Here is a 22,545-nt window from a genome sequence, read left to right as displayed (position 1 = left end):
GGTACATGCAATATGAATAAAGAAAGGCGTAACAATTCAGAAGATGAATCAGAAATAGAGAATAAGGTGGTAACGGTTGGCTCTAATCAAGGTCATAGGGCATTGATGATCATGGTTTTAGTGCTTCTGGCTGGTGGAGTGTATTATTTCTATTTTAGTCCTTCTCATAAAGAGGATTTAGGAGTTGTTAAAAAAGAGGAAATAAAGCAAAACGTTCAAGAATTAAAAGAAAAGTTGGAGCAGGTTCCAGATAATGTAATGGTTCCTGAAAGAATAATAACTGATCCCTTGCCACCCTTACCTCCTCTTCCTACTCCACAAATTATACCAGAAGTAAAACAAATTAAAAAAGAAGAAGTGACAAAAAAAGAAGAGCAACTAAAAGAAATTCCTGTGTCAAGTATACCTATTTTGCCAAAGCAAAATTTTCCTTCTAGCAATGTTATTAGTAATTTACCTACTTCGTTCCCTACAATAGGAGGTGTAGGTTATCCTCGAGAAAGACGTAATGCACAAATGTTAATAATTTCAGGTAGTAGTGGAGAGAACAAGGCTGCTGATGCTATTTTATCCGACACTTCAGCGCAGTCGAGCAAAGCTACTAGAGTAGGAAAGCTTGGTTTAATGATTACTCAAGGTAAAATTATTGATGCTGTTCTTGAAACTGCAATAAACTCTGATCTGCAAGGAATGCTGCGTGCTATGGTGAGTAGAGATGTTTATGCAGAAACTGGTGATACAGTTTTAATACCTAAAGGCTCAAGATTGATAGGTAGTTATTCATTTGACTCGAATGTTGCTAAATCTCGTGTAAATATAAATTGGAACAGAGTGATTATGCCACATGGAATAGATATTGCTATCTTATCACTTAGTACTGACGAGCTTGGTAGAGCAGGGATAGCAGGAATAGTTGATAATAAAATAGTAAGTGCATTATTCTCTTCAGTGGCACTTGCTGGTGTTTCAATTGGTTCGGCTGTTATAGGGCAAAAGGCCTCTAATCTTATTGATACGTTAACTCCTATGGACGCAGTGAGATCCATCACTGCAACTGAAATAGATATCTCTTCCCTTAAGGATATTATTGGTAAGAAGAGCATGTCTAATGAAGATGAAGAAAATGCAAAGAATGATAAGTGGAAACTTGGGCTTGGAGCTATTAGGAAAATTAAGAATGCGTTTAATGAAAAGAGCTTAGTTGAGACATTTAAGCAAGTAGTAAGAGACCTAAGCTTGGTCTCAATTGATAGTAGTAAGGTTGATGAAATAACTTTGGAAGATATAAAGGGATTATTGCGGAAACAAGGGAGCAAGTCTGTCTATGATGAAGCAATTGGAAAATCAATCGAGGATTTTTCTAAAGATATGCGGAATATAGTAAGCAGATACACAGATAAAAAACCAACTATTTATGTTGATCAAGGCACTGCATTGAAAGTATTTGTTAACCAAGATATAGTATTTCCTCCACAGGCAATATTAAATAATTGAGATGAACTATGTTGCACTTGAAACATATTTGGAGCCATTGCAAGGCATCTTTCAAGAGGAAGGCGTAAATGAAATATCAATAAATAAGCCTAAGGAAGTCTGGATTGAAAATCGTGGTGAAATAAGATGCGAAAAGCTAGAAATATTTGATCTTAATCACTTAAAGTCTCTTGGCAGGCTGATTGCTCAAGCCACAGAACAAAAACTTAGCGAAGAAGCACCACTACTTTCAGCTACATTACCAAATGGTTATCGTATACAGATAGTCTTTCCACCAGCATGTGAGCCCGACAAAGTAGTTATGTCAATTCGTAAGCCCTCTAGCATGCAATTATCATTGGATGATTATGAAAAGATGGGAGCTTTTTCTGAAGCTGTTATAGAAGTAATCGATGATCCAGTGAATCGTCATTTGAATTTGCTATTGAAACAAAAGAAAATAAAAGAATTTTTAGAATGTGCTGTAATAAATAAGAAAAATATTATAATTAGTGGTGGAACTTCTACCGGTAAGACCACTTTTACTAATGCTACTTTGCGTGCTATTCCATCTGAAGAAAGAATCATTACTGTTGAAGATGCGAGGGAGATAGTTTTGAACGATCACCCTAATAGAGTGCATCTGATTGCTTCTAAAGGAGGGCAAGGCAGAGCAAAAGTGACCACTCAGGATTTGATAGAGGCGTGTTTACGTTTAAGGCCAGATAGAATAATAGTTGGTGAGCTCCGTGGAGCGGAAGCTTTTAGCTTTCTTAGAGCAATAAACACTGGTCACCCAGGATCAATATCAACCCTTCATGCAGATAGTCCAGCAATGGCCCTTGAGCAAATAAAACTGATGGTTATGCAAGCAAATCTTGGCATTCCCCCAGATCAGATCATACCATACATCAGAAATGTAATCGATACTGTTATTCAGCTAAAAAGAACTTGTAGGGGCAGAAGAATCGTTTCTGAGGTATTATTTACTAGATTTTCAAATGAAAATGCTTAAATTTATACGTAAGTTAAGAAAAAGTAGTTTATGAGTAATGGAAATCACCTACGCAATATTCTCATAGGAGGTGTGGTATCTTTTAGCATACTTGAATTTTGCTTCTATTTGTCTGGTATATTATTCTACTTGTTTGTTGACGGTCCAGATAGTGTGGATTTTAGAGCAATTAACCCTAGCTTGACGCCTTTTCCTCAAGCTCTCTGGCCGACAATTTTTGATCATATACAATATTGCTGGCATCATCCAGAGTTATATAGCCTTGAGCTCAAAATTAAATTAATTGTATCTTCTGCACTGCCTATCATTGTTTTGATGATTATTTTATGGAATGTGAGAGAAAGATTAATTGAGTGGCGACCATTTAAAAGGAAAGAATCACTTCATGGAGATTCACAGTGGGCATCAGAGAAAGACATACGAAAAGCAGGATTAAGAAGCAAAAAAGGGATATTGCTCGGTAAAGATAAGAGAGGATATTTTATTGCTGATGGGTTTCAGCATGCATTGCTCTTTGCGCCTACAGGTTCTGGTAAAGGTGTTGGTTTTGTGATTCCTAATTTATTATTTTGGACTGACTCGGTAATTGTGCACGACATAAAATTAGAAAACTATGAAATAACAAGTGGTTGGCGAGAACGACAAGGGCAAAAAGTATATGTATGGAATCCAGCGCAGCCAGATGGAGTAAGCCATTGTTATAATCCACTGGAATGGATTAGTGAAAAACCTGGACAGATGGTTGATGATGTGCAAAAAATAGCTAACCTAATTATGCCTGAACAAGATTTTTGGCAAAACGAAGCAAGAAGCTTATTTGTTGGAGTGGTACTATACTTACTTGCTGCACCAGAGAAAGTTAAATCTTTTGGTGAAGTTGTGCGTACAATGCGTAGCGATGACGTAGTTTACAATCTTGCTGTAGTTTTGGACACAATGGGTAAAATAATACACCCCGTGGCGTATATGAACATTGCGGCTTTTTTACAAAAAGCTGACAAAGAAAGATCAGGTGTTGTATCAACCATGAACTCATCTCTTGAATTATGGGCAAACCCATTGATTGATACTGCAACTGCATCAAGTGATTTTAATATTTTAGATTTTAAAAAGAAGAGAATTACAGTTTATGTTGGCTTAACTCCAGACAATTTAACTAGGTTAAGGCCTTTAATGCAGGTTTTTTACCAACAGGCAACTGAATTTTTATGTAGGAAATTGCCATCTGATGACGAGCCTTACGGCGTATTATTTTTAATGGATGAGTTTCCAACGCTTGGAAAAATGGAGCAATTTCAAACGGGCATTGCGTATTTTCGTGGTTACAGAGTGAGGTTGTTTTTGATTGTTCAAGATACTGAACAGCTCAAAGGAATATATGAAGAAGCAGGAATGAACTCCTTTTTATCAAACTCAACCTATAGAGTAACTTTTGCAGCCAATAATATTGAAACGGCTAATTTAATATCTCAGCTTATAGGAAACAAAACTGTACAACAAGAATCATTAAATAAACCTAAATTTTTAGACTTGAATCCTGCATCAAGATCGTTGCATATCTCTGAAACACAGAGGGCATTACTCTTACCTCAAGAAATTATTATGTTGCCACGTGATGATCAGATAATTTTGATAGAATCAACTTATCCAATTAAATCGAAGAAAATTTTATATTATAATGACAGCACATTCACAAGAAGGCTGCTCAAACCAACACGTGTGCCTACACAAGAGCCATATGACCCGAATAAGGTCTTTTCTGCTGCTAACGAAGATAAGATTAGTAATGAAGAAGAGAGTAATGCTATTGAAGCTGCTGATTATCCTGTTGAAGCTAAAACTGAAGATGCAATATACGATGAGCCAGAGGTCAACGATGAATTTGAGGACGAAGGTATTGGTGATAAATTTGAAGGTGGTGATGGATTTGATGATGAAGAAGATGAGGATGAGTTTGATGACGAGGAAGAAGATGATGATGGGTTTAATGATAAAGGTGTGCTGTAGAGACATGAGAAGTGTTGAAGCTGCACAATAGAGGGAACGTTCAAAGAAGCATACGCGTCAAGTTAAGGAAAAGTGGAATAAGAAAGATACCGTCTTGCTAGTCAACAAAAAAATTACTCAAGCTGTATCATAAAATCAAAAAATACTTCTGATTGTGTAACAGTACACAGATTACAGTTAGTGAATATGTTGAATGGATTGGAAGCATTTTTTGATTTTAAACTACAGTCAACATCCTAGTTCTGTAATTCTTGATATGATTTGGATCAAAAGCACTTTTGGATGTCAGGATACCGAAAATGATATGGAGTAGCTTACGCTCCCACAATTGCCATATTATGCTTACCCTTCTTCTTTAGTCTTTGGCAAAAACTCACAATGATAGGATTGTGATTCTTGGCTACTATGGCAGGAAAGAAAAGGGCCTTACGTAATGTTTGTGAACCTGATTTACTTAATCTTGGTTTAGAATGTACAGATGAACCTGATGTTATATTTTTCGGTATAACTCCTGTATATGCTGCCAATTGCCTGGCATCTCTAAAAGCTTTTATGTCAGGGATTTCAGCTAAAATAGCTATTGCTGATTCCTCTCCTATTCCTGGAATAGTCAATAGAAGCTGAAAATTTTCCAACAATTCTTTGTGCTGCTTTAATAGTTTGCGTATGGAGTTTTTTATTATTTCTATTTTTTTAACTATATTCGTTGCAAGATCCTCCCAAGCATTTGCAACTTCTTTAGGCAGTCTCTCTTTTTTTTCTAGGTGGTTATTTACTAATTCTTTTAACGCAACTGAGCAACGATAAAGATGTTTTAATTTTTTCATTTCAGAAGAAGGTGGTGTCCAACGAGTTGGTTCCTGTCTTTGGCAATAATCAGCAATAATTTCTGCATCAGTCTGATCATTCTTTTGTCTTACGAGCTTACTCCTTGTATAAGATTTAATACAATAAGGATTTACAACACTAACAAAATGTCCAGCATTGTGCAGAAATTCAGCCAAAGCTTCGCTATAACAACCACATGCATGCCTTTACTTCTTCCACATTATGCTTTTGTAGAAAACTCAGCAGACCTTGAAACCCAAGATCATCGTTCTTAAAGCTCCTTTTCCTAGTTTCACGCTTTTCTTTTTTACTTATGAATGAAAGAAAAACATCAAAGCGATCTTTTGATACATCAATTCCAAGAAAGTTGTTGATCATATATAACCCCATACGTTACCATTTAAAACGAAAAGTAAGGCTAACCTTGTGGATACAGAATTAGAGCCATTTAGGTCTTTCTACGATACCGTCCAGCCTATACTTTTGAGGAGGGAACTCTTATCTTTCTTACAGATTTTATATCTAAGAGGAGAAACAGAGTTCTTCCCTCCTCCACCTAATGCTTAAGCTTAAAACATTAGGTGCTTTTTACAAGATACAAGAGGAGTAGAGGATATTCTGATAGCTTGTGTAGATGGTCTGAAAAGCTTTCCTACAGCCATAAATAGCTAAAGCGGAAGTGTATAGTGCATCAGATAAGAAATTCATTGAAATATGTATCCAGCAAAGATGTGAAAGTTTTTATGAATGATTTGAAAAAAATATATCGTGCTTCAAGTAAGGAGATCGCTGAGAATTATTTGCTTGAGCTGGAAGAAAAATGGAGTGAAAAATATCCCTTGGTTACAAAATCGTGGCAAAACAATTGGGAAAATTTGTCTGGTTATTTTAAGTATTCTGGGCCTGTTAGGAAGCTGATTTACACCACCAATCCTATTGAGGGGTTGCATAGACAAATCAACTAAAACTAAAGACCAGTACAAATGCCTTGTACAAACAGGTATATTGTGCTATAAAAAAGGTAGAGCAAAAATGGACTACAGCTTTGTCTTTTAACTATGTCTCAACTTGATATCTTTTTTCCTAATAGATTGAAAATTGAGTTGAATTAAAAATTCGGTTTTTGACGTGTTACAAAATAAAAATCATTTCCAAACTCTTGTAAAAACTTTGTCAATTCATCCAAGATTGTATTTTCTAGATCAGTCTCACTATAACTTGATGGCAATTCCATGAAGCTAAGGAAGTATGGGTCATGAAAAATGAATTCTGGTGCTAACATATTTTCTTCACGTAAATTTTTTATACTCCTTCTTATGAAATCTTCAGGTTTTTTTGCTAGCGCTGTACGTTCATACAACATAGTATCGATTTTACTACGTAGTGCCCTAACACTCTACCTTTCAATACGACACATTTCTATATAATAATTACGCTTCAGCTCATCAGAAATTGCAATAATTTCTACAAAATGTGACCAACTCAATTGTTGTGACAGTGTCGCGACAATTTCTTGATCAGGAAAGAATTTAGAAAATTGCACCATCCGAAATAGTGAAGCTTTATCAAATCCACGTCCATATTTAATCTGAAGTTCTTTTGCAAGTTGGGAGATGATTCGCTTGCCATAGTCTGCACGTTTGTGCTTTAAGATATCTTGATCAATTCTGGAACCAATTTCCCAATTTAACAATACTAGAGTAGAATTGAAATGTGTAGCAAGATGATTCTTTGCTCTATCTATTAAATTACTGATGTTTCCTAATAGGCTAATAGCTATGTCCATATTCATAACTTTACTTTTAGTAAGTATAGCACATGGTTTATTTTTATCTTGAATAAACATTACTACTTCCACTTACTACCTTGAAACCACAAGATACAGAATCTCCTACTCTTCCTACACCAATACCATTTGCAAATACTGTTTTTGATCCTTCAGTTAATACTCTACCTTCTGTAAAATTATCTCCTTTCCTACAAACTGGCTTACCATTTACAAAAACATTGTTACTGCCGATAATGCAGAAATGCGGTGTTGTTTCTACACAATAATCCCCTAATCGCACAACCGGTTTATTCATGTTATCTAAGTGAGAAGGTTGCCCTTCTTCACTCGACTTCAAAACCGGACTTGATAGTTTACCCATCATCCGGCTTCTCTCTAATTTGGTGCTTTTCATGCACACCTCCTATGTACTTCATCATGACAATGTCCATGCAGCAAGGATAAATTTTTGCTCATATTATTGCGTCTATTAAGGTCTTTATGGTGTATCTCTAGGACGTCATCACTTTTAAACCAAAGTTGACATTGAGCACATTTACCTTGTTGCAACTTCATTAATTTTGTTACCCTTGGTGGCTTATCTGGAATCTTCCTTAAACGATTACCCCAATAGATCCAATCCCCATCATATGGCGATTTAGTTCCTTTCACTTTGACATGCCGTTTGATAGCATGATCGCTGTGTCTAATAAGATGAATCTTGTTACTTGCCATAAATCTCCAGTTGTCATTTTTATACTTATTAAAGTATTTCCTCTTAATCCAGCATTTACCTTTGTTTGGATGTCTACGGACTGCCCATTTCCAAAGGTTTCTATGCACTATATCACTCATTAATTCAAAGGTTTTCCTAGAAACTACTAACATATAATATTGACTCCACCCTCTAACTATAGGATTAAGTTCTTTTATTACTGCTTCTTGCGTTGCTCCACGTAATCCTTTAAGCTTATGTTTAATAGTGAATTTATGCTGTTTTATAGATTCTTGACTTGGTTTCATTAATAACTTGTAACCTTTCTTACTACTTCTTGTTGGATAATGTCTTATAGAAAATCCAAGAAAATTGAATCCTGGTTCTTCTCCATTTAAAGTGTGAGAAATCTTTGTCTTTGACATTTTTAATCCTAGTCCAATGGTTTTTAGCCATTCCTCGACTATTATCCTTGCCTTAAGAATGATTTCTTTACTTTCATGTAGGACCGCAAAATCATCGGCGTAAGCAATTACACTTATTGATTGTTGTGCTACTGTACGTGATGCCTTGCTACCATATTTCCTTTTGGCGTATTGAAAAAGTTCACATACTAATGCTTTTTTAATATGACTTTCTAATCCATGTAATGCAATACAAGCAAGTAAAGGAGAAATTGTTCCTCCTTGAATTATACCACATTTAGTAGGTTTAAACTTTCTATCTTCCATAACGCCTGCTCTCAACCATCCTTTTATAATTCTCTTTAAAGTTGGTGTGGTATTGAGTTTTTCTAGCAATGCGTGATGGTTAATATTATCAAAGCATCCAGAAATATCAGCATCCAGAATAAATGCTGTTTTCCTTCCAAGTGAAATAAATATAGCCGCTATTGCATCATGACATGACCTACCAGGTCTAAAACCAAAAGTGTTTGACTCGAACTTTCCCTCCCACTCCGGTTCTAGTGCCATTTTGACAAGTGTTTGTTTTGCTCGATCTGCTATCGTGGGTATACCAAGGGGGCGATACTCCAGTGGTTTTCCAGATTTTGGGACCCAGACACGTCTTGATGGTTTTGCTTTTTTTCTTATATCCAAAGAGTTTGCTAATTGCAATCTTTCTTTTTGATTAAGACTAGCTTTTCCGTCAATGCCTGCTGTCTTTTTTCCCCTGTTATCCTGAGTCACCTTTCTGACAGCGAGTGTTCTTGCACTTGTTGATTTGAGTAATAATCTCTGAAGCTTATGCATCTTTTTGATATCATTACACTTAGAAGCTCGGTAAATTCGTTTTTGTAGCTTAAATGAAGATTTCTCCAGCTTACGCCAAGGAATTTCGTTCCATTTATACCTAACTTTTTGTTGGCTCATAACATATTCACTACTACTCATAACTTTACCTTCCAAACTACAGTGTCCACGTCTGCATATCCCAAGTGTTACTTTGAGCATTTGCTTCTTAAACAATCCCTCCACATAGAAGCATTCAGTTGGCCACCTTCTTAGTTATCCTTCTTAAACAAAGAATAATAAGAGCTTCCATGTGGTTACTCCGTTCCATGACTTTGTTTCACGTTAGACTTAGATTCCTACTATTTGCCGGAAGCTGAGAATATCCATAATCAAAGAAACTAAAACTTTGACTCCTCTTTTGCTTCGTACCATTTTGGTCAATGCGTTTTCAACCTTATTTCGCATATTAAACCTTACGACAATTCAGACATAGGTTTCTCTCGTAATCATATCTAACTCTGTTTGCAGGAATTTGCCATAAGGTTTAGCATTACCCGCTTCTATCTCATGCTTGCACCTTAGAGGTTGCCAATCTCTAAAATGTGAGATACACATTATCCCCGATATCTAGGGAAGATGGAATTTAACCATCACAAAATCACGACTTTCGGATCGCACTTAATTAAGGTTTATTCTATCTGCTTTCAGTTTTATTCCACTTTTTGTCATTTCTATACTTGATTCTCCAGCTTTCAATGTTATTTTGTCCACTACTTCAATCTCTAAATGATGTTTCCCTTTATTATATGTAAACTTCGTCCCATCTTGAAATTTTACACTATTTATTTCTTTTTTATTCTTTGGGGCAGCATACTTCTGTTGATATATTCCAGCCAGCGCTACCCCTAATGATAATTCCCCAAATGGCGACAATACTATCACCTGCTCATCAATATTAGGTGGAAGCCAACTTCTATCTTCTCCAGCTTTCATCGTTATCCATGGCAACCAATCTGTTAAAAATTCTCCTATTTTAACTCTTACTTTTGCTTTTTCATAATCTATTTCTTTTACAACTCCTATACGAATAACGTTTGCTAGCTTCCTATTCAGTTCTGAAATCGCAAAACTATGATCCAACATTTATATTTCCCACGTTTATTTTATGTCCCTTAATTTTTCCCTCTCCTAAGAAACTCCTTGAACTAACTCATCTTTTTTTACCAGGATATAGCCAAATTCAGAAGCTTTTTTACTCAGATTTTTCATAACCCTGTTTTGATAAAGTTTTTCGTAAGAATCAATTCCTTTTTCGACATACTCTTGTCCATACTTTAGCATATTATAAAAGATACATGCTAATTTCCTTGCCATAGCAGTGATCGCTTTTGGAGCTCCCAGTCGTTTTTTCCACTTTCTGCATTGTGAACCAAGAGCAGTATTACTTGTATCTTCAAGGAGTAGGGCATTGTAGCTAAAATGTCTTGCAGGGAAGGTGAAGCCGATAGATTACTTATGCCAAAAAGGCTGACAAAAAGATTTTGCTCCCTTCCCATATAGAGTTAAAAGACAGAACAGTATCTTTGGAATTATATCCCGTATCACAAGGTTAGTCTAACTCTCAACTTTATTTATAGTTTTGGAGGCTGGTTTATGCAAGCAAATGTTATTTTAGGTGTAGATATTGCTAAAAAAAAATTTGATGTTTGTTTATTGATAGGCAGTAAAGAGCGACATAAAGTTTTTCGCAATAACAAGGAAGGTTTTGAAAAGCTTGTAGCTTGGTGTAATAATCACGGAGCAGTCCTTATTCATCTGTGCCTAGAAGCGACTGGTTGTTACAGTGAAGATATAGTTATTTTTATGTATGAACTTGGACATAATGTAAGTGTGGTAAACCCTTCTCAAATCAAGGCTTTTGGCAAAAGTGAGCTATTGAGAAACAAAACAGATAAGTCAGATGCTGCCAAGATTGCCAGGTTTTGTATTGCCAATAAACCTAATCTTTGGAAACCTACTCCTCCTGAAGTTAGGCGTTTAAGAGATCTCTATCGTTGTTTGCAAGCACTTAAAGACGACAAGTTACAACAGCTTGGAAAATAAAAATATGGATTCCCGTTGTAAGCAAGCTGTACTTAAGGTAATTGCTACAATAGAAACAGAAATTTCTGCTATAGAGGAAGAAATTAATGAGCATGTTAATAATTACTCACACCTAAAAAATATGGTAGAAAACATCAAGACCATAAAAGGTATAGGATATCTTACTGCTATTGCAGAAATGCCATCTGTTGATAATTTTGATAATGCTAGGCAATTTGCTGGTCTAAATCCTGAGCATAGGTTCATCCGTAAATAAAAAAAGTCGAATATGTAAAATAGGATCAGAGCGTATTCGTAAAGCTCTTTATATGCCAGCTATAGTTATAATTCTCACTTTCAAGAATTTTGCCAACGTTTAGCAAGTAAAGGAAAATGTCCAATGGTAATAATTGTCGCATTAATGAGAAAATTAATGCATGTGGTTTTTGGTATTTTAAAAAATAATCAACCATTTAATGGTGATTTAGTGAAATAATCAGTTGACATGAGAGACAGTATCTTTTTGCTTTTTTCATGGTAACTCCTACATATAATTTGTAATAGGGAAACGCTTCAGCTTGGAACGGTTGATAGTACAATCTTCTAACCGAGGTAGTCTAAATGACTCCATCAATGATCGTGTGCTGCAGCAACAAGCAGAATAATGTTTGTGAGAAGCTTTATTGAAGATGAAGGAAGGTCCTTCGAAATCGGTTTTCAGGAGCAGGTTTCAAACCACCTTAAGTGGCTCTATTTAAGAGATAGGGTCATAAGCGTTAAGGAAAAATCAGCGTAAGAGCTGGAAGGTGAGGATCAGAAAGGCGAACGTAAGTGAACCACTGATGAACGTGTCGAAATGGGAAGTGAACATCGAAAGGGGGAGTGAGTCGTTCTCCTCTTAATGAGCTTACAAGAAACCTGATTACTGTGTAGGTGGTGTTCGGCATAAAGGTAGCGCGAGTCTGATCTGGGCTTTAATAAGGAACTATAGTGCACCCATTTGTCTAGACCATTTTTTTCAAAGTGATCCGATTTTTAAAATGAATATGTTGATAAATACGTCGACACACATTTAAAGTATTTATCAACATATTCATTTACTGTTTATGATAATAAAGATCAGCAGGAACTTTATAATGTAGAGTCTGATGTCGCCTTCTATAGTTATACCAAGCAACAAAATCATTTATTATAAGATTCAAATCTCTGATACTATTTGGTCTATAATAATATATAGCTTCTTGCTTTAAAGTTCTCCATAAGCGCTCAACAAATATATTGTCGAAGCAACGTCCTTTATGGTCCATACTGATTTTGATATTAGCACGCTCTAATTCCATAATAAAGTTGTAGCTAGTAAACTGCATCCCTTGATCACTATTAAAAATCTCAGGTTTACCTTGTTTTAGAGCTTCTTTGAGAGTATAAAGGCAAAATCCAGCATCGAGATATGGTGATAATGAATGAGCAATAATATAGCGACTATACAAGTCCATTATTGCCACAAAATAGACAAACTTACCTTCTACCATAATATATGTTATATCAGTAGCCCATACCTGATTAACTCTGCAAATAATCAAATCTTTGAGTAAATAAGGATATATTTTATGCTTTTTTTCTTTAATACTTGTATTACATCTTTTTCTACAATACAGCCCACTAATCTTCATTTTTTTCATAATTCTTAAGATTTTTTTGTGATTGACTACTACTCCACTCGCTATGATTTCAGCAGTAATTTTACGATATCCATAACGGCAATCAGAAGCCAATTGAATCAAATTTGCTACTTCACTTTCGTTATTAATTATAGGCCTATAATATAGGCTAGATCTGCAAATCCCCAATAAATCAGCCTGTTTCCTAATTGACAGATCAGAATCTTTTTCTATAAACCTTACTCTATCTTTTTTGCTTATTTCAGTAATTTTTTTTTCAAATAACTATTTTCCACTGTCAATTCTCCTATTACTTTATGTAAACTTTCTATTTCTTGCGCTAAGATTCTTTGTTTTCTCGCACTTTCACTTTCTTCAACAAATAGGTCTTTTAACCTTGCCAATACTCTATCACGCCAATCATATAGATTTGTTGATGGTATTTTATATTCACTACATATCTCAGATGTGCTTTTTTGATTTTTTATTGCTTCCAAAGCTATCTTTGCTTTTAACTCTGGTTCATATTTTTTTGTTGCCATACTTTTACCCCTTTACCTTCCTACTCGGATTAACCATTTTTTTTTGGTCTAGTTTATGGGGTGCATTATAATTAGATGCTTTTTACAAGATACAAGAGGGCTACTTGGGTGACAGGATTGCGATGATAGGGCTACACTCATATTCCAGCACGTATTAAGGTGTCATTCCAGCGCGTGACGATGGAAGCCAGCACTTATACAATCTTATCAAGAACGCTATAAGATTAGTTTGCTTGTTCACAAACAAACTTTCCTGGATCCCAGACTGGGATGACACCTTTTTATCCAAATAGTTTTATTGATGGTATTAAAGATTTCACTATAATGAAAGTTTAAGCTAGCGTTTTTAAGGTGAACAGGGAGCTAATAAGTGAAATACCTTTACTTGAAGATAAGGCAGTTTCTGAAATTGAAAGTGCTGCTTCTTTACAAGATTTAGAAAAAGTTAGGTTGTCATACTTGGGAAGAAAGGGTGTAGTAAAAGCTTATTTCGATGACTTAAAGAATATAGATGATGCAGGAGAAAAACGCGACCTAGGTGCAGTTATTAACGTTTTACGCAACAAGATAGACCAACTTATAACGAGCAAGGAAAATGAACTCAAAGCTGAAGAAGTTAACTTTAAACTGCAAAATGAAGCAGTTGATATCACGCTGTCTGTCAGGCCAGAAAGAATTGGCAAGATTCATCCACTCAGTAAAGTTATAAGTGAAGTAAAGCTCATTTTTGCACATATGGGTTTCAAAGCAGTTGATGGTCCTGATATTGAAGATGAATTTCATGTGTTTGATGCGCTAAACACTCCGAGTCACCACCCTGCGCGCGAAGAGCAGGATACCTTCTATTTAAGAAACAAAATAAATGATAAAAGAGTGGTGCTGCGCACTCATACCTCATCTGTGCAGATTAGAACCATGGAAAAGACAAAAACTTTTCCAATTAAAATAGTGACTGCAGGCAGGGTATACAGAAATGACTTTGATGCAACTCACACTCCTATGTTTCACCAGATAGAAGGGTTGTATGTTAATGAAAATGTCAATATGGGCCAATTAAAGTTTACTATTCATCGCTTCCTTGGTAAATTTTTCGGAGATAAAGGTCTAAAAATACGCTTTCGTAATAGTTTTTTCCCTTTTACTGAGCCTTCTGCAGAAGTGGACATAAGCTATAAAGATAGTAAATGGATTGAAGTACTTGGATGCGGTATGGTGCACCCAAATGTCTTTCAAAATGTTGGAATAGACTATGCTAAATACAATGGTTTTGCATTTGGTATTGGCATAGAAAGGCTGGCGATGCTCAAATATCAAATTGGTGACCTAAGGAGCTTTTATGACAACAGAATCAGTTGGCTCAACCATTATGGTTTTCATTTTTCGTCTTTAAGATAAGTGACAAACAAAGCTTATACATTTGTTATACTTGCTGCTGGGCATGGTAAACGAATGAATTCAAGCTTACCTAAGGTTCTGCACAAAGTAGGTAATTTCTCTATGCTTGAGCACGTCATTTATAATGCAAAACAGCTAAATCCTAAAAAAATAGCTGTTGTAATTGATTTGCCTTTAACTCAAAGGCTGGAATGCTTTGAGGGTATAAAATTAATTACACAAGAGTCAACGCTTGGCACAGGGGATGCAGTCAAAATTGCAATGAGAAATCTGAAAGAATTGTCAGACATAGTTGTTGTGCAGTATGGAGATACTCCGCTGATAAAAAGCAGTACAATAACTAAAATGATAAGCTGCTTAGGAGAGAGCAATGCTTTAGTTTGTCTTGGGTTTAAAACTAATAATAAAGGATACGGCAGACTAATTATTGAGAATGGTTCTCTAAGAGAAATCGTAGAAGCACAAAATGGTAGAAATAATGATGAGGAATTTCTTGCTAATGCTGGAATAATGGTTGCACGTGAAAAGAATCTACGTGAATTGGTGGAGAAAATAGAGTGTAATAATCAAGCTCATGAATATTACTTGACCGATATCGTTGCCATTGCAGTGAAGAGTAATTTAAATGTCGGCTACGTTATTGCTGATGAGGAGGAGGCAACTGGCATAAATAATAGGAATGACCTTGCAAAGGCTGAGTTTTACTTTCAAGAAGACAAAAGAAAGTTTTTCACTAACTCTGGAGTGACACTTGTTGCTCCAGAGACTGTTTTCTTCTCTCTTGACACGCAAGTTGGCATGGATTCAATTATTTACCCATACGTTTTTTTTGGTCCTGGAGTCAAAATAGATTCTGATGCTAGAGTTGGTCCATTTGCCAAATGCGAAAATACAACAATCGGTAATGGTGTAACTGTAGGTAATTTTGTTGAAATAAAAGCAAGTGATATAGGTATAAATACTAAGATAAAGCACTTAAGTTATATAGGAAATACTCAGGTAGGGCAGGGGAGTAACATAGGTGCAGGTACAGTTATTTGTAATTACGATGGAAAAAAAAAACATAAAACAAATATTGGAAACAATTGCTTTATTGGTGCCAATAGTTCACTAATTGCACCGCTTAATGTGCATGATGACTCTCTAGTTGCAGCAGGTAGCGTTATAGTGGAAGATGTGCCAAAGAGAAGTCTTGCAATTGCAAGAGAAAGGCAAATAACAAAAAAAATAAAATAATTCCAATTTTTTACTTGCAATTTATACTATTTTTATATATTTATATGCTTGTATACGCATGTATTAATCTTTAGAGGATAAAAATGAAAAAATTACTTACTTTGTTGGCCTGCTGTTCTTTGTCAGTACCATCTTTTGGAGTTGATTGGATTAAAGATAGAACATACACCTCTTCGTCGTATGGCATGCTCGGTGTTAATTATGATCTTGGCTATCATTGTACAGATAGCGTTAAAATTTCATTTGGCCGTGCAGTTAAACTTGTTATTAATGAAGGGATTTTAGATGCGGGAATTATGGCAAAATTTCATTATCATTATAAATTTGAAAGTACAGATATTACTCCTTATATTACTTTTGGTGTGGGAGGAGTTGCTAAAATTCCTCTGTCAGAAGAGCAAGGGACAGACGTAGAAGGATTTTTTTCCTACCAGATAGGTTCTGGTATTAATCTTCCACTTTCTGAGAGAACAAATGTTTTTGCTGGCTATAAGCTGCAAAAGTTCCATGAACTTTCGCATGGAGTTGAACTTGGAATGAGTTTTAATTTGTAAGCTCTAATTGAATGTTTTTTAGTGAAAGCTTGAGTTTTTATTAGCATCTTAAAGTTTTAATTAGTATCTGTTCAGATGTATGGCTAATGTGCAAATAATTGAAATGGAAGTGTTTCTTTTCTTGTCATCCCAGTGCGTGACACTGGGATCCAGGGGCACTCAGTTGGTAAACACGAAAGCGCTCTACAACGTTTCTTGTGAAAAAGGACTGGATGCCAGTGTCACGCACTGACCATTTGTTTCTATGTTTTTTTGTCTATCTTATTTTGCCACTTTGTTGAACGGATATTTTCATTAGAAAGAAGTAAAGTAGGGGAAATTAAGAATAGTCAAGCCTTAAAACTCTTGTTTTTAAAACTTAACTACTCTCCAGGGAAAAGTAGATAAAGATAGAAGTATTTCGTGTTTTTATTTATATTGACAGTATGTATAACATCATTTACGATTAGTGTTAATAACGATAATTGATATTTGTCATGTTTGCAGTGATTGAAACTGGTGGGAAGCAGTATTTAGTAAAAAAAGGTAGCATAATCAAAGTAGAAAGATTACAAGCTGAAGAAAAAGAGGAAGTGGAAATCAATAAAGTGATTTGTATTTCAAATAATGGCTTATCTTGTTCATCTAGTGCTATTGTTAAAGCCGAAGTGCTGGAGCAGTGTAGAGATAAAAAAATTATAATCTTTAAGAAAAAGAGAAGAAAGAATTACCGTAGGAAAATTGGTCATAGGCAGTATATCACTGTTCTTCGTATCAATGAAATTAGTCTTCAAAAGTAAGAGGTAAGATATGGCAACTAAAAAATCAGGTGGTAGTTCCTGTAATGGTAGAGATTCTGCAGGGCGTAGGCTCGGAGTAAAGAAGAATGGGGAGGTTATTCCTGGTAACATAATTGTACGCCAAAGAGGTACAAAATTCCATCCTGGAAAAAATGTTGGTATGGGTAAAGATCATACAATCTTTGCTAAAATAGAAGGCTGGGTCAGTTTTAGAAAATCAGCAAATAAAAAGACTTTTATTGATGTTGTACCTACAGATGATATGCAAGCTTTGGCTTGAATAAATATGGGTCTGTAGCTCAGGTGGTTAGAGCGCACGCCTGATAAGCGTGAGGTCGGAGGTTCAACTCTTCCCAGACCCACCATTTAGACTTACAGTAGTTTTGATATTGTGTAACTAGATGATAATTTTACATAAGAATTTAGTAACTAGTGAGTCAGTAGCAGCCGGTCATCCAGACAAAGTAGCAGACCAGATTTCAGATGCAATACTTGACGAATACCTTTTTAATGACTCTTCTTCACGTACTGCAATAGAGACTTTGGTTACCAAAGATAATGTTATTATAGCTGGGGAAGTGTTTGGGCCTAACATTGAAAATAACAAGATTGAAAGTATTGTACGAAATACAATAAAAGATATTGGTTATGAGCATGATGGTTTCCACTGGAAAACAGTGAAGATAAATATATTGCTACATGAACAATCAAATGACATTGCAATAGGTGTGGATCAAGGCGCTGGAGATCAGGGCATAATGTATGGCTATGCAACAACAGAGACGGAAAGCCTCATGCCGGCACCCATTTTTTATGCACACTTGATTCTGAAAAATATCATTAGTATGGTTAAAGAGGTAAAGCTTGGCCCAGATGCAAAGTCACAAATTACTTTGGCGTATGAGAATAACCTTCCAGTGTGTGCTGAAAATGTTGTTGTTTCGATACAGCACTCTGAAGGTCTGAGTCAATCGAAAGTGAAGGAAATAATTTATCCTTACATAATTTCATCTTTACCTGAAGGGTGGATGTGTCCTGAGGAAAATCTCTTAGTTAATCCAACAGGTAGATTTGTTATCGGTGGACCAGTTGGTGATTGTGGGTTAACTGGACGGAAAATTATGGTTGATAGTTATGGAGGCTATATTCCACACGGTGGGGGAGCATTTTCTGGAAAAGATGCAACCAAGGTTGATAGATCAGCAGCTTATATGGCGAGATACCTTGCTAAAAATATTGTTTTTGCCGGCTTGGCTAAACGTTGCCTTGTGCAGCTTTCTTATGCAATTGGTGTCTCAAAACCTACTTCATTCTATATTGATACATTTGGTACGAATATAGTAGATGAAAAGAGGATTAAAAGGTTTATTGAAGGTAACATAGATTTATCAACTAAAGGTATCATCAGGCATTTATCGCTTAATCGTCCTATATATAAACGTACAGCCTATTATGGACATTTCGGTAAAAAATCAGAAAGTGATGGTGGATTTTCTTGGGAAAGTATGGACTTATCTGCTGATCTTTGTAGAGAATTCAATATAGGAGACAAAAGTAGAACTGCTTTAAAGTTTTGATTTCTAGCTCGATACTGATATAATAACTTATTATTAAAGTGTAATTAGTTTTTTATACTAATTCTAGTGGCTTTTATATTTGTGAGGTTCATATATGTCTAACAAACCGAAAGAAGAATTTTACGATATTGCTGTAAGAGAATCATCTGATCTTATTGAAAAAATAAAAAAACATCCTTTCAATGTTGAATTGATTAATAATACGCTAGATTATGAAAAGTTCAAATTTTATCTTCAGCAGGATTTTTTATATTTAGTGGATTGTACTCGTGCTTTATTGATTATTGCAGCTAAAGCTAATGACGTTGAGATAATGAGCAGCTTAATAAATGTGGCAAGAGGAACGTTTGATGTTCGTAAGCAATATAAAGAATATTTTGCAGATTGTGATTTATCCGATAATCACAAGAAATCAAGAGCCTGTTCTGCCTTTACTGATTTTTTCATATGCGCTGCATATCATAATTTTGTTGCTGGGGCTTTGGCAGCATCTTACCCTTGCTTCAATATATACCAAATTATTGTGGATTATATGATGAATCAGGTAACACCCAAGGAGGTTAGAAATAACAAATACAAAGAGTGGATCAACATTTACGATAGCAAAGAAATGAATGCTGCGATTGATGAGGTTACTAATATTACAAATAAATTATATAAGGAAACTAACGATTGTGAAAAGAGAAAGATGCGTGGGTTTTTTAGGAAAGGGCTGGAACTAGAATTGGTGTTTTGGGATGAGATCTATTATAACGCAGGTCGCAACTTATAATCTAATATAGGGCAACTCGTGTCAGAACCTTGATTTTTAGTATTTTATATGTTTAGTAATATAATTAGGAATTGTTATGGATCGAATCTTTTGAGGGATGTAGCTAATCACCCTTTTAATGTTGAGTTAATGGACGGTACTTTAAATATAGAGAGTTTTAAATTCTATATCCAGCAGGATGCACTATTTTTAGATGGTTACATTCGTACCATATTGATCATTGCATCCAAAGTAGAAGATCTTAGCAATATTACCTCACTCATTGAAGTAGCTCAGGGCACAATAGCCATTGTGAGAGTTTTATATAAGCACTACTTTACTGTGTATTCCATAAGTTTTGGAGAGAAGTCTCTCAAGTGCTTTAATTTCACTAACTTTCTTTTATCTACCTCATATAGCGACACTTATGAAGCTATAACAGTTTTATACTCTTGCCATTTTATATATAAGGTTGTTGTTGACAGTATGAGAAATAAAATTAAGAAAAACAATAGATATAGAGATTGGTTTGATTTTTATAGCAGTAATTTAATAGGGTCTGGATGCATCGCTTTGGAAAGTATTGTTGATGAGTATTGCCAAAAAGTAGGAGAAAAAGAAAGAAGAAGAATGCTTGAATTGTTTAGAATAAGCGTGCAATTTGAGTTAGATTTTTGGAATAGCGCATATAATTTTTCAGAATTTGATCAAGATTTTAAGAAATATTGACAATTTTAAGCTAATTTGTATGCTTGATACGTATTTTTGGAGATGATATGAAAAGTAAAGAACATGATTTTCATTTAGTGGACCCAAGCCCCTGGCCAATTGCTATATCAGTAGCAATTCTTGTTCTTGCACTTGGGTTAATTGGTGCACTCCATAAACAAATTTCTGGAATATTTGGTTTAGTTCTGGGGATCTCTGCAGTATCAGGGATACTGTTTTTTTGGTGGAGAGATGTAATAAGAGAGGCAATTTATGATAAATGCCATACTGCCATTGTAAAACATGGACTCAAGCTTGCAATGTACTTATTTATCCTCTCGGAAGTTGTGTTTTTTATAGCGTTCTTTTGTTCATTCTTTAAAGCCTGGCTTGATCCGGTTTTTTTATTTGAAGCGTTTTCTCCTACAAAAAAAGTTGAATGGCCCCCTGAAGGGATTTTACCACCTGATCCATGGTCGTTACCATTTATGAATACGTTGATATTATTACTTTCTGGTACAACAATTACTTCAGCACATCATTTTTTACTTGAAAATGATAAAAAGAGCATGATTAAAATGCTGTCTATGACTATATTGCTTGGAGTTTTTTTTATAATAGTCCAAGCACTTGAGTATCATGAAGCAAGTTTTTCTTTACAAGAAGCAGGAGAAAAACTTATTTATACATCTAACTTTTACATGATTACTGGTTTTCATTGCGTTCATGTTACAATAGGTATAATATTTTTGTCAGTATGTTTATTTAGAGCTCGAAAAGATCAATTTACACCTCAAGATCACTTATGCTTTGAATTTGCTTCTTGGTATTGGCACTTTGTCGATCTAGTCTGGATATTTTTATTTTTGTTTATTTATTGGTTAAGCCTTTATTAAGTGATTAAAATAATAGGTCTAGATCCAGGGATGAGTAAGACTGGTTGGGCCATTATCAGCCTGAAAGAAAAGAATAATATTAAATTTTTGGGTGGTGGTACCATATCAACTGATGGTAAATTGGGTACAGGTGAACGTCTAAATATAATTTTTGAACAATTAAAGAAAGTAATTTTTCTATACTCTCCTAATGAAGCTGCTGTAGAAAAAATTTTTGTTAATAAGAATCCAAAATCTTCACTAACTTTAGGATATGCAAGAGCAATTGCAATTTTAGTATTACAAATGACGGATTTGACCATGAATGAATATGATGCGAACTATATAAAAAAGAGCATTACCGGAAATGGCCATGCTGATAAGAATCAGATTATATTTATGGTGAAGCAAATAGTTAAAAACTTAAACATAAAATGTCACCATACTGCTGATGCTCTTGCTACAGCAATTTGTCATGCTTATACGAAAAGCTCTTGTTTTATTAAGTAATTTTACATGAATTCAGTTTAAAAAAAACTATTTGATGGTGTTTATCTTATCTAATGTTCGTTGCAGAATAATACATGCAGCAATTTTATCATCTATTTTTTTCGATTTTGTGATTGATATTCCCGTAATTTTTAGTGCGTGAGTTGCAAGAGATGTTGATAAACTTTCGTCTTGTAGGTATATGTTTACTTTACATTTTTTTATTATTTTATTTGCGAATTGGATTATTGCTTTACACCATTCGGTCTCTTGGTCATCTATTGTGAATGGTAGTCCTATTACCATTGATCCAGCTTCATTTTCTTTAAGTATTCTATGTAAGTAACCTAAATCTTTGCTTATATTCCTTCTGTAATATATACTATGAGCTGTGGCTATGAGCTGTGTTTTATCACTAAATGCTACGCCTATTTGTTTTTCTCCCATATCAAGGCACATTATGCGTTTATCTCTTGGAATAGACTTTAGAAACTCGTCTGGATTCCTATGTAGCATCTATTAGATTTCCTTCAAAATCAAGAATAAACAAATAAATTGTGATGTAAGCAGCGTGATATAGAGCTGTAAGAACGTTCTGTAAGGCAAGGTGTCATTCCAGTGCTTGACAAAATTCATTATAAAATAGCCATTTAACCCTTGAAGAAAAAATATGCCACAAAAAATAAGAGTCAGTAACTAAAACGAATATAGCAAATTTCTTGAGAAAAGGGGAAACATTTTTCATTACATCAGTGAAGCTATTGAAAATAGGTACGAAAATAGTCTAAAAATACAAGGTGGCAACTATATTTATGGTGATAAAGGTGTGATTTTATGCCAATTTTCATTGTTGGC

The 22,545-nt window shown here is 35.0% G+C and carries 21 protein-coding genes, 1 tRNA gene and 5 pseudogenes; 18 read left to right on the top strand and 9 right to left on the bottom strand.

Annotated features, from left to right (window positions below; all coding sequences use genetic code 11):
- The first annotated feature begins 12 nt into the window (after window positions 1–12).
- Genes wVul_RS04345 through wVul_RS04335 form a run of 3 tightly spaced genes read left to right on the top strand, consistent with a single transcriptional unit; the run spans window position 13 to window position 4,495 of the window.
- Window positions 13–1,494 (top strand): TraB/TrbI/VirB10 family type IV secretion system protein, encoded by a 1,482-nt coding sequence (locus wVul_RS04345; RefSeq protein ID WP_047759308.1) that lies wholly within the window; start codon window positions 13–15, stop codon window positions 1,492–1,494.
- A gap of 1 nt (window position 1,495) precedes the next feature.
- Window positions 1,496–2,488: a P-type DNA transfer ATPase VirB11 gene (gene virB11, locus wVul_RS04340; protein ID WP_047759307.1), complete on the top strand. Its 993-nt coding sequence runs from the start codon at window positions 1,496–1,498 to the stop codon at window positions 2,486–2,488.
- A gap of 30 nt (window positions 2,489–2,518) precedes the next feature.
- On the top strand, window positions 2,519–4,495 hold the full coding sequence (locus wVul_RS04335; RefSeq protein ID WP_047759306.1) for a type IV secretory system conjugative DNA transfer family protein: 1,977 nt from the start codon (window positions 2,519–2,521) through the stop codon (window positions 4,493–4,495).
- 217 nt (window positions 4,496–4,712) lie between these two features.
- Here wVul_RS04335 and wVul_RS04330 read toward each other — a convergent pair.
- Window positions 4,713–5,701 (bottom strand): annotated as a pseudogene (locus tag wVul_RS04330) (IS110 family RNA-guided transposase).
- A 222-nt stretch (window positions 5,702–5,923) separates the two neighbouring features.
- Between wVul_RS04330 and wVul_RS08745 the strand changes: the two are divergent.
- Window positions 5,924–6,435 (top strand): annotated as a pseudogene (locus tag wVul_RS08745) (transposase); the annotation flags it as partial.
- Here the strand turns inward: wVul_RS08745 and wVul_RS10285 are convergent.
- The 6 genes and pseudogenes from wVul_RS10285 to wVul_RS04295 all read right to left on the bottom strand — a co-directional run.
- Window positions 6,432–6,605 (bottom strand): PDDEXK nuclease domain-containing protein, encoded by a 174-nt coding sequence (locus wVul_RS10285; RefSeq protein WP_410543410.1) that lies wholly within the window; start codon window positions 6,603–6,605, stop codon window positions 6,432–6,434. The pseudogene wVul_RS08745 and the gene wVul_RS10285 sit on opposite strands and share 4 nt — an antisense overlap.
- A 114-nt stretch (window positions 6,606–6,719) precedes the next feature.
- Complete coding sequence (locus tag wVul_RS04315; protein WP_153295550.1) at window positions 6,720–7,169, bottom strand: DUF1016 N-terminal domain-containing protein; 450 nt, start codon at window positions 7,167–7,169, stop codon at window positions 6,720–6,722.
- Entirely contained in the window at window positions 7,153–7,407 is a 255-nt protein-coding gene (locus wVul_RS04310; protein WP_047759341.1) for a PAAR domain-containing protein, read from the bottom strand. The genes wVul_RS04315 and wVul_RS04310 overlap by 17 nt, the downstream gene beginning before the upstream one ends.
- Before the next feature lie 95 nt (window positions 7,408–7,502).
- Window positions 7,503–9,260, bottom strand: a complete 1,758-nt coding sequence (gene ltrA / locus wVul_RS04305; protein WP_202966476.1) for a group II intron reverse transcriptase/maturase — start codon at window positions 9,258–9,260, stop codon at window positions 7,503–7,505.
- Window positions 9,261–9,719: 459 nt separating this feature from the next.
- On the bottom strand, window positions 9,720–10,184 hold the full coding sequence (locus wVul_RS04300) for a phage baseplate assembly protein V (protein ID WP_047759303.1): 465 nt from the start codon (window positions 10,182–10,184) through the stop codon (window positions 9,720–9,722).
- Between the two features lie 45 nt (window positions 10,185–10,229).
- A pseudogene (locus wVul_RS04295) lies at window positions 10,230–10,472 on the bottom strand (IS110 family transposase); the annotation flags it as partial.
- Between the two features lie 222 nt (window positions 10,473–10,694).
- On the opposite strand from wVul_RS04295, the pseudogene wVul_RS10515 reads away from it, so the two are divergent.
- Window positions 10,695–11,619 (top strand): annotated as a pseudogene (locus wVul_RS10515) (IS110 family transposase).
- A gap of 168 nt (window positions 11,620–11,787) precedes the next feature.
- Window positions 11,788–11,919 (top strand): hypothetical protein, encoded by a 132-nt coding sequence (locus wVul_RS10055; RefSeq protein WP_255351219.1) that lies wholly within the window; start codon window positions 11,788–11,790, stop codon window positions 11,917–11,919.
- A 301-nt stretch (window positions 11,920–12,220) separates the two neighbouring features.
- On the opposite strand, the gene wVul_RS08725 is transcribed toward wVul_RS10055, so the two are convergent.
- Window positions 12,221–13,326, bottom strand: a protein-coding gene (locus wVul_RS08725; RefSeq protein WP_153295427.1) for an IS3-like element ISWpi17 family transposase whose coding sequence is annotated in 2 segments (ribosomal slippage) — window positions 12,221–13,053 and window positions 13,053–13,326 — 1,107 coding nt in all. Because the reading frame shifts where the segments join, the coding sequence is not laid out codon by codon here.
- Window positions 13,327–13,677: 351 nt separating this feature from the next.
- Between wVul_RS08725 and pheS the strand changes: the two genes are divergently transcribed.
- From pheS to ruvC, 11 genes are all read left to right on the top strand, one after another.
- Entirely contained in the window at window positions 13,678–14,721 is a 1,044-nt protein-coding gene (gene pheS / locus wVul_RS04270) for a phenylalanine--tRNA ligase subunit alpha (protein ID WP_047759300.1), read from the top strand.
- Window positions 14,722–15,957, top strand: coding sequence for an NTP transferase domain-containing protein (locus wVul_RS04265; RefSeq protein WP_047759299.1), 1,236 nt, complete (start codon window positions 14,722–14,724; stop codon window positions 15,955–15,957).
- Window positions 15,958–16,040: 83 nt separating this feature from the next.
- Window positions 16,041–16,511 carry a P44/Msp2 family outer membrane protein gene (locus tag wVul_RS04260; protein ID WP_047759298.1) on the top strand — a complete coding sequence of 157 codons (471 nt, stop codon included), beginning with the start codon at window positions 16,041–16,043 and terminating at the stop codon, window positions 16,509–16,511.
- Between the two features lie 476 nt (window positions 16,512–16,987).
- A complete protein-coding gene (gene rplU / locus wVul_RS04255; protein WP_047759297.1) occupies window positions 16,988–17,290 on the top strand; it encodes a 50S ribosomal protein L21 in 303 nt (100 codons plus the stop codon).
- A gap of 10 nt (window positions 17,291–17,300) precedes the next feature.
- Window positions 17,301–17,570, top strand: a complete 270-nt coding sequence (gene rpmA, locus wVul_RS04250) for a 50S ribosomal protein L27 (RefSeq protein ID WP_047759296.1) — start codon at window positions 17,301–17,303, stop codon at window positions 17,568–17,570.
- Window positions 17,571–17,578: 8 nt separating this feature from the next.
- Window positions 17,579–17,655, top strand: a tRNA-Ile gene (locus tag wVul_RS04245).
- A 36-nt stretch (window positions 17,656–17,691) separates the two neighbouring features.
- Entirely contained in the window at window positions 17,692–18,867 is a 1,176-nt protein-coding gene (gene metK, locus wVul_RS04240) for a methionine adenosyltransferase (RefSeq protein WP_410543409.1), read from the top strand.
- Window positions 18,868–18,961: 94 nt separating this feature from the next.
- Window positions 18,962–19,639 carry a TenA family protein gene (locus wVul_RS04235; protein ID WP_047759295.1) on the top strand — a complete coding sequence of 226 codons (678 nt, stop codon included), beginning with the start codon at window positions 18,962–18,964 and terminating at the stop codon, window positions 19,637–19,639.
- 48 nt (window positions 19,640–19,687) lie between these two features.
- Window positions 19,688–20,347, top strand: a complete 660-nt coding sequence (locus wVul_RS04230) for a TenA family protein (RefSeq protein ID WP_047759294.1) — start codon at window positions 19,688–19,690, stop codon at window positions 20,345–20,347.
- A 47-nt stretch (window positions 20,348–20,394) separates the two neighbouring features.
- Window positions 20,395–21,222 carry a cytochrome c oxidase subunit 3 gene (locus tag wVul_RS04225; protein ID WP_047759293.1) on the top strand — a complete coding sequence of 276 codons (828 nt, stop codon included), beginning with the start codon at window positions 20,395–20,397 and terminating at the stop codon, window positions 21,220–21,222.
- On the top strand, window positions 21,223–21,711 hold the full coding sequence (gene ruvC, locus wVul_RS04220; RefSeq protein ID WP_047759292.1) for a crossover junction endodeoxyribonuclease RuvC: 489 nt from the start codon (window positions 21,223–21,225) through the stop codon (window positions 21,709–21,711). It begins immediately after the preceding gene.
- 27 nt (window positions 21,712–21,738) lie between these two features.
- Here ruvC and ruvX read toward each other — a convergent pair whose 3' ends face one another.
- Entirely contained in the window at window positions 21,739–22,206 is a 468-nt protein-coding gene (ruvX, locus tag wVul_RS04215) for a Holliday junction resolvase RuvX (protein ID WP_047759291.1), read from the bottom strand.
- 154 nt (window positions 22,207–22,360) lie between these two features.
- Here ruvX and wVul_RS10510 point away from each other — a divergent pair.
- Window positions 22,361–22,525, top strand: a pseudogene (locus tag wVul_RS10510) (IS5 family transposase); the annotation flags it as partial.
- Window positions 22,526–22,545 lie beyond the last annotated feature (20 nt).

The organism is Wolbachia endosymbiont of Armadillidium vulgare str. wVulC, assembly GCF_001027565.1.
Classification (GTDB): domain Bacteria; phylum Pseudomonadota; class Alphaproteobacteria; order Rickettsiales; family Anaplasmataceae; genus Wolbachia.
This window is presented reverse-complemented; position numbering and strand designations above follow the sequence as displayed.

Bases quoted from the DNA above. Each gene is read 5' to 3' on its own strand.
- wVul_RS04260 (WP_047759298.1), top strand. From the start codon at position 16,041: ATGAAAAAATTACTTACTTTGTTGGCCTGCTGTTCTTTGTCAGTACCA.
- wVul_RS04315 (WP_153295550.1), bottom strand. From the start codon at position 7,169: ATGTTTATTCAAGATAAAAATAAACCATGTGCTATACTTACTAAAAGT.
- wVul_RS10055 (WP_255351219.1), top strand. From the start codon at position 11,788: ATGTTTGTGAGAAGCTTTATTGAAGATGAAGGAAGGTCCTTCGAAATC.
- ruvX (WP_047759291.1), bottom strand. From the start codon at position 22,206: ATGCTACATAGGAATCCAGACGAGTTTCTAAAGTCTATTCCAAGAGAT.
- wVul_RS04335 (WP_047759306.1), top strand. From the start codon at position 2,519: ATGAGTAATGGAAATCACCTACGCAATATTCTCATAGGAGGTGTGGTA.
- ltrA (WP_202966476.1), bottom strand. From the start codon at position 9,260: ATGCTCAAAGTAACACTTGGGATATGCAGACGTGGACACTGTAGTTTG.
- metK (WP_410543409.1), top strand. From the start codon at position 17,692: ATGATAATTTTACATAAGAATTTAGTAACTAGTGAGTCAGTAGCAGCC.
- wVul_RS04225 (WP_047759293.1), top strand. From the start codon at position 20,395: ATGAAAAGTAAAGAACATGATTTTCATTTAGTGGACCCAAGCCCCTGG.
- wVul_RS04300 (WP_047759303.1), bottom strand. From the start codon at position 10,184: ATGTTGGATCATAGTTTTGCGATTTCAGAACTGAATAGGAAGCTAGCA.
- virB11 (WP_047759307.1), top strand. From the start codon at position 1,496: ATGAACTATGTTGCACTTGAAACATATTTGGAGCCATTGCAAGGCATC.
- wVul_RS04235 (WP_047759295.1), top strand. From the start codon at position 18,962: ATGTCTAACAAACCGAAAGAAGAATTTTACGATATTGCTGTAAGAGAA.
- rpmA (WP_047759296.1), top strand. From the start codon at position 17,301: ATGGCAACTAAAAAATCAGGTGGTAGTTCCTGTAATGGTAGAGATTCT.
- rplU (WP_047759297.1), top strand. From the start codon at position 16,988: ATGTTTGCAGTGATTGAAACTGGTGGGAAGCAGTATTTAGTAAAAAAA.
- wVul_RS04310 (WP_047759341.1), bottom strand. From the start codon at position 7,407: ATGAATAAACCGGTTGTGCGATTAGGGGATTATTGTGTAGAAACAACA.
- wVul_RS04345 (WP_047759308.1), top strand. From the start codon at position 13: ATGAATAAAGAAAGGCGTAACAATTCAGAAGATGAATCAGAAATAGAG.
- wVul_RS10285 (WP_410543410.1), bottom strand. From the start codon at position 6,605: ATGTTAGCACCAGAATTCATTTTTCATGACCCATACTTCCTTAGCTTC.
- wVul_RS04230 (WP_047759294.1), top strand. From the start codon at position 19,688: ATGTTTAGTAATATAATTAGGAATTGTTATGGATCGAATCTTTTGAGG.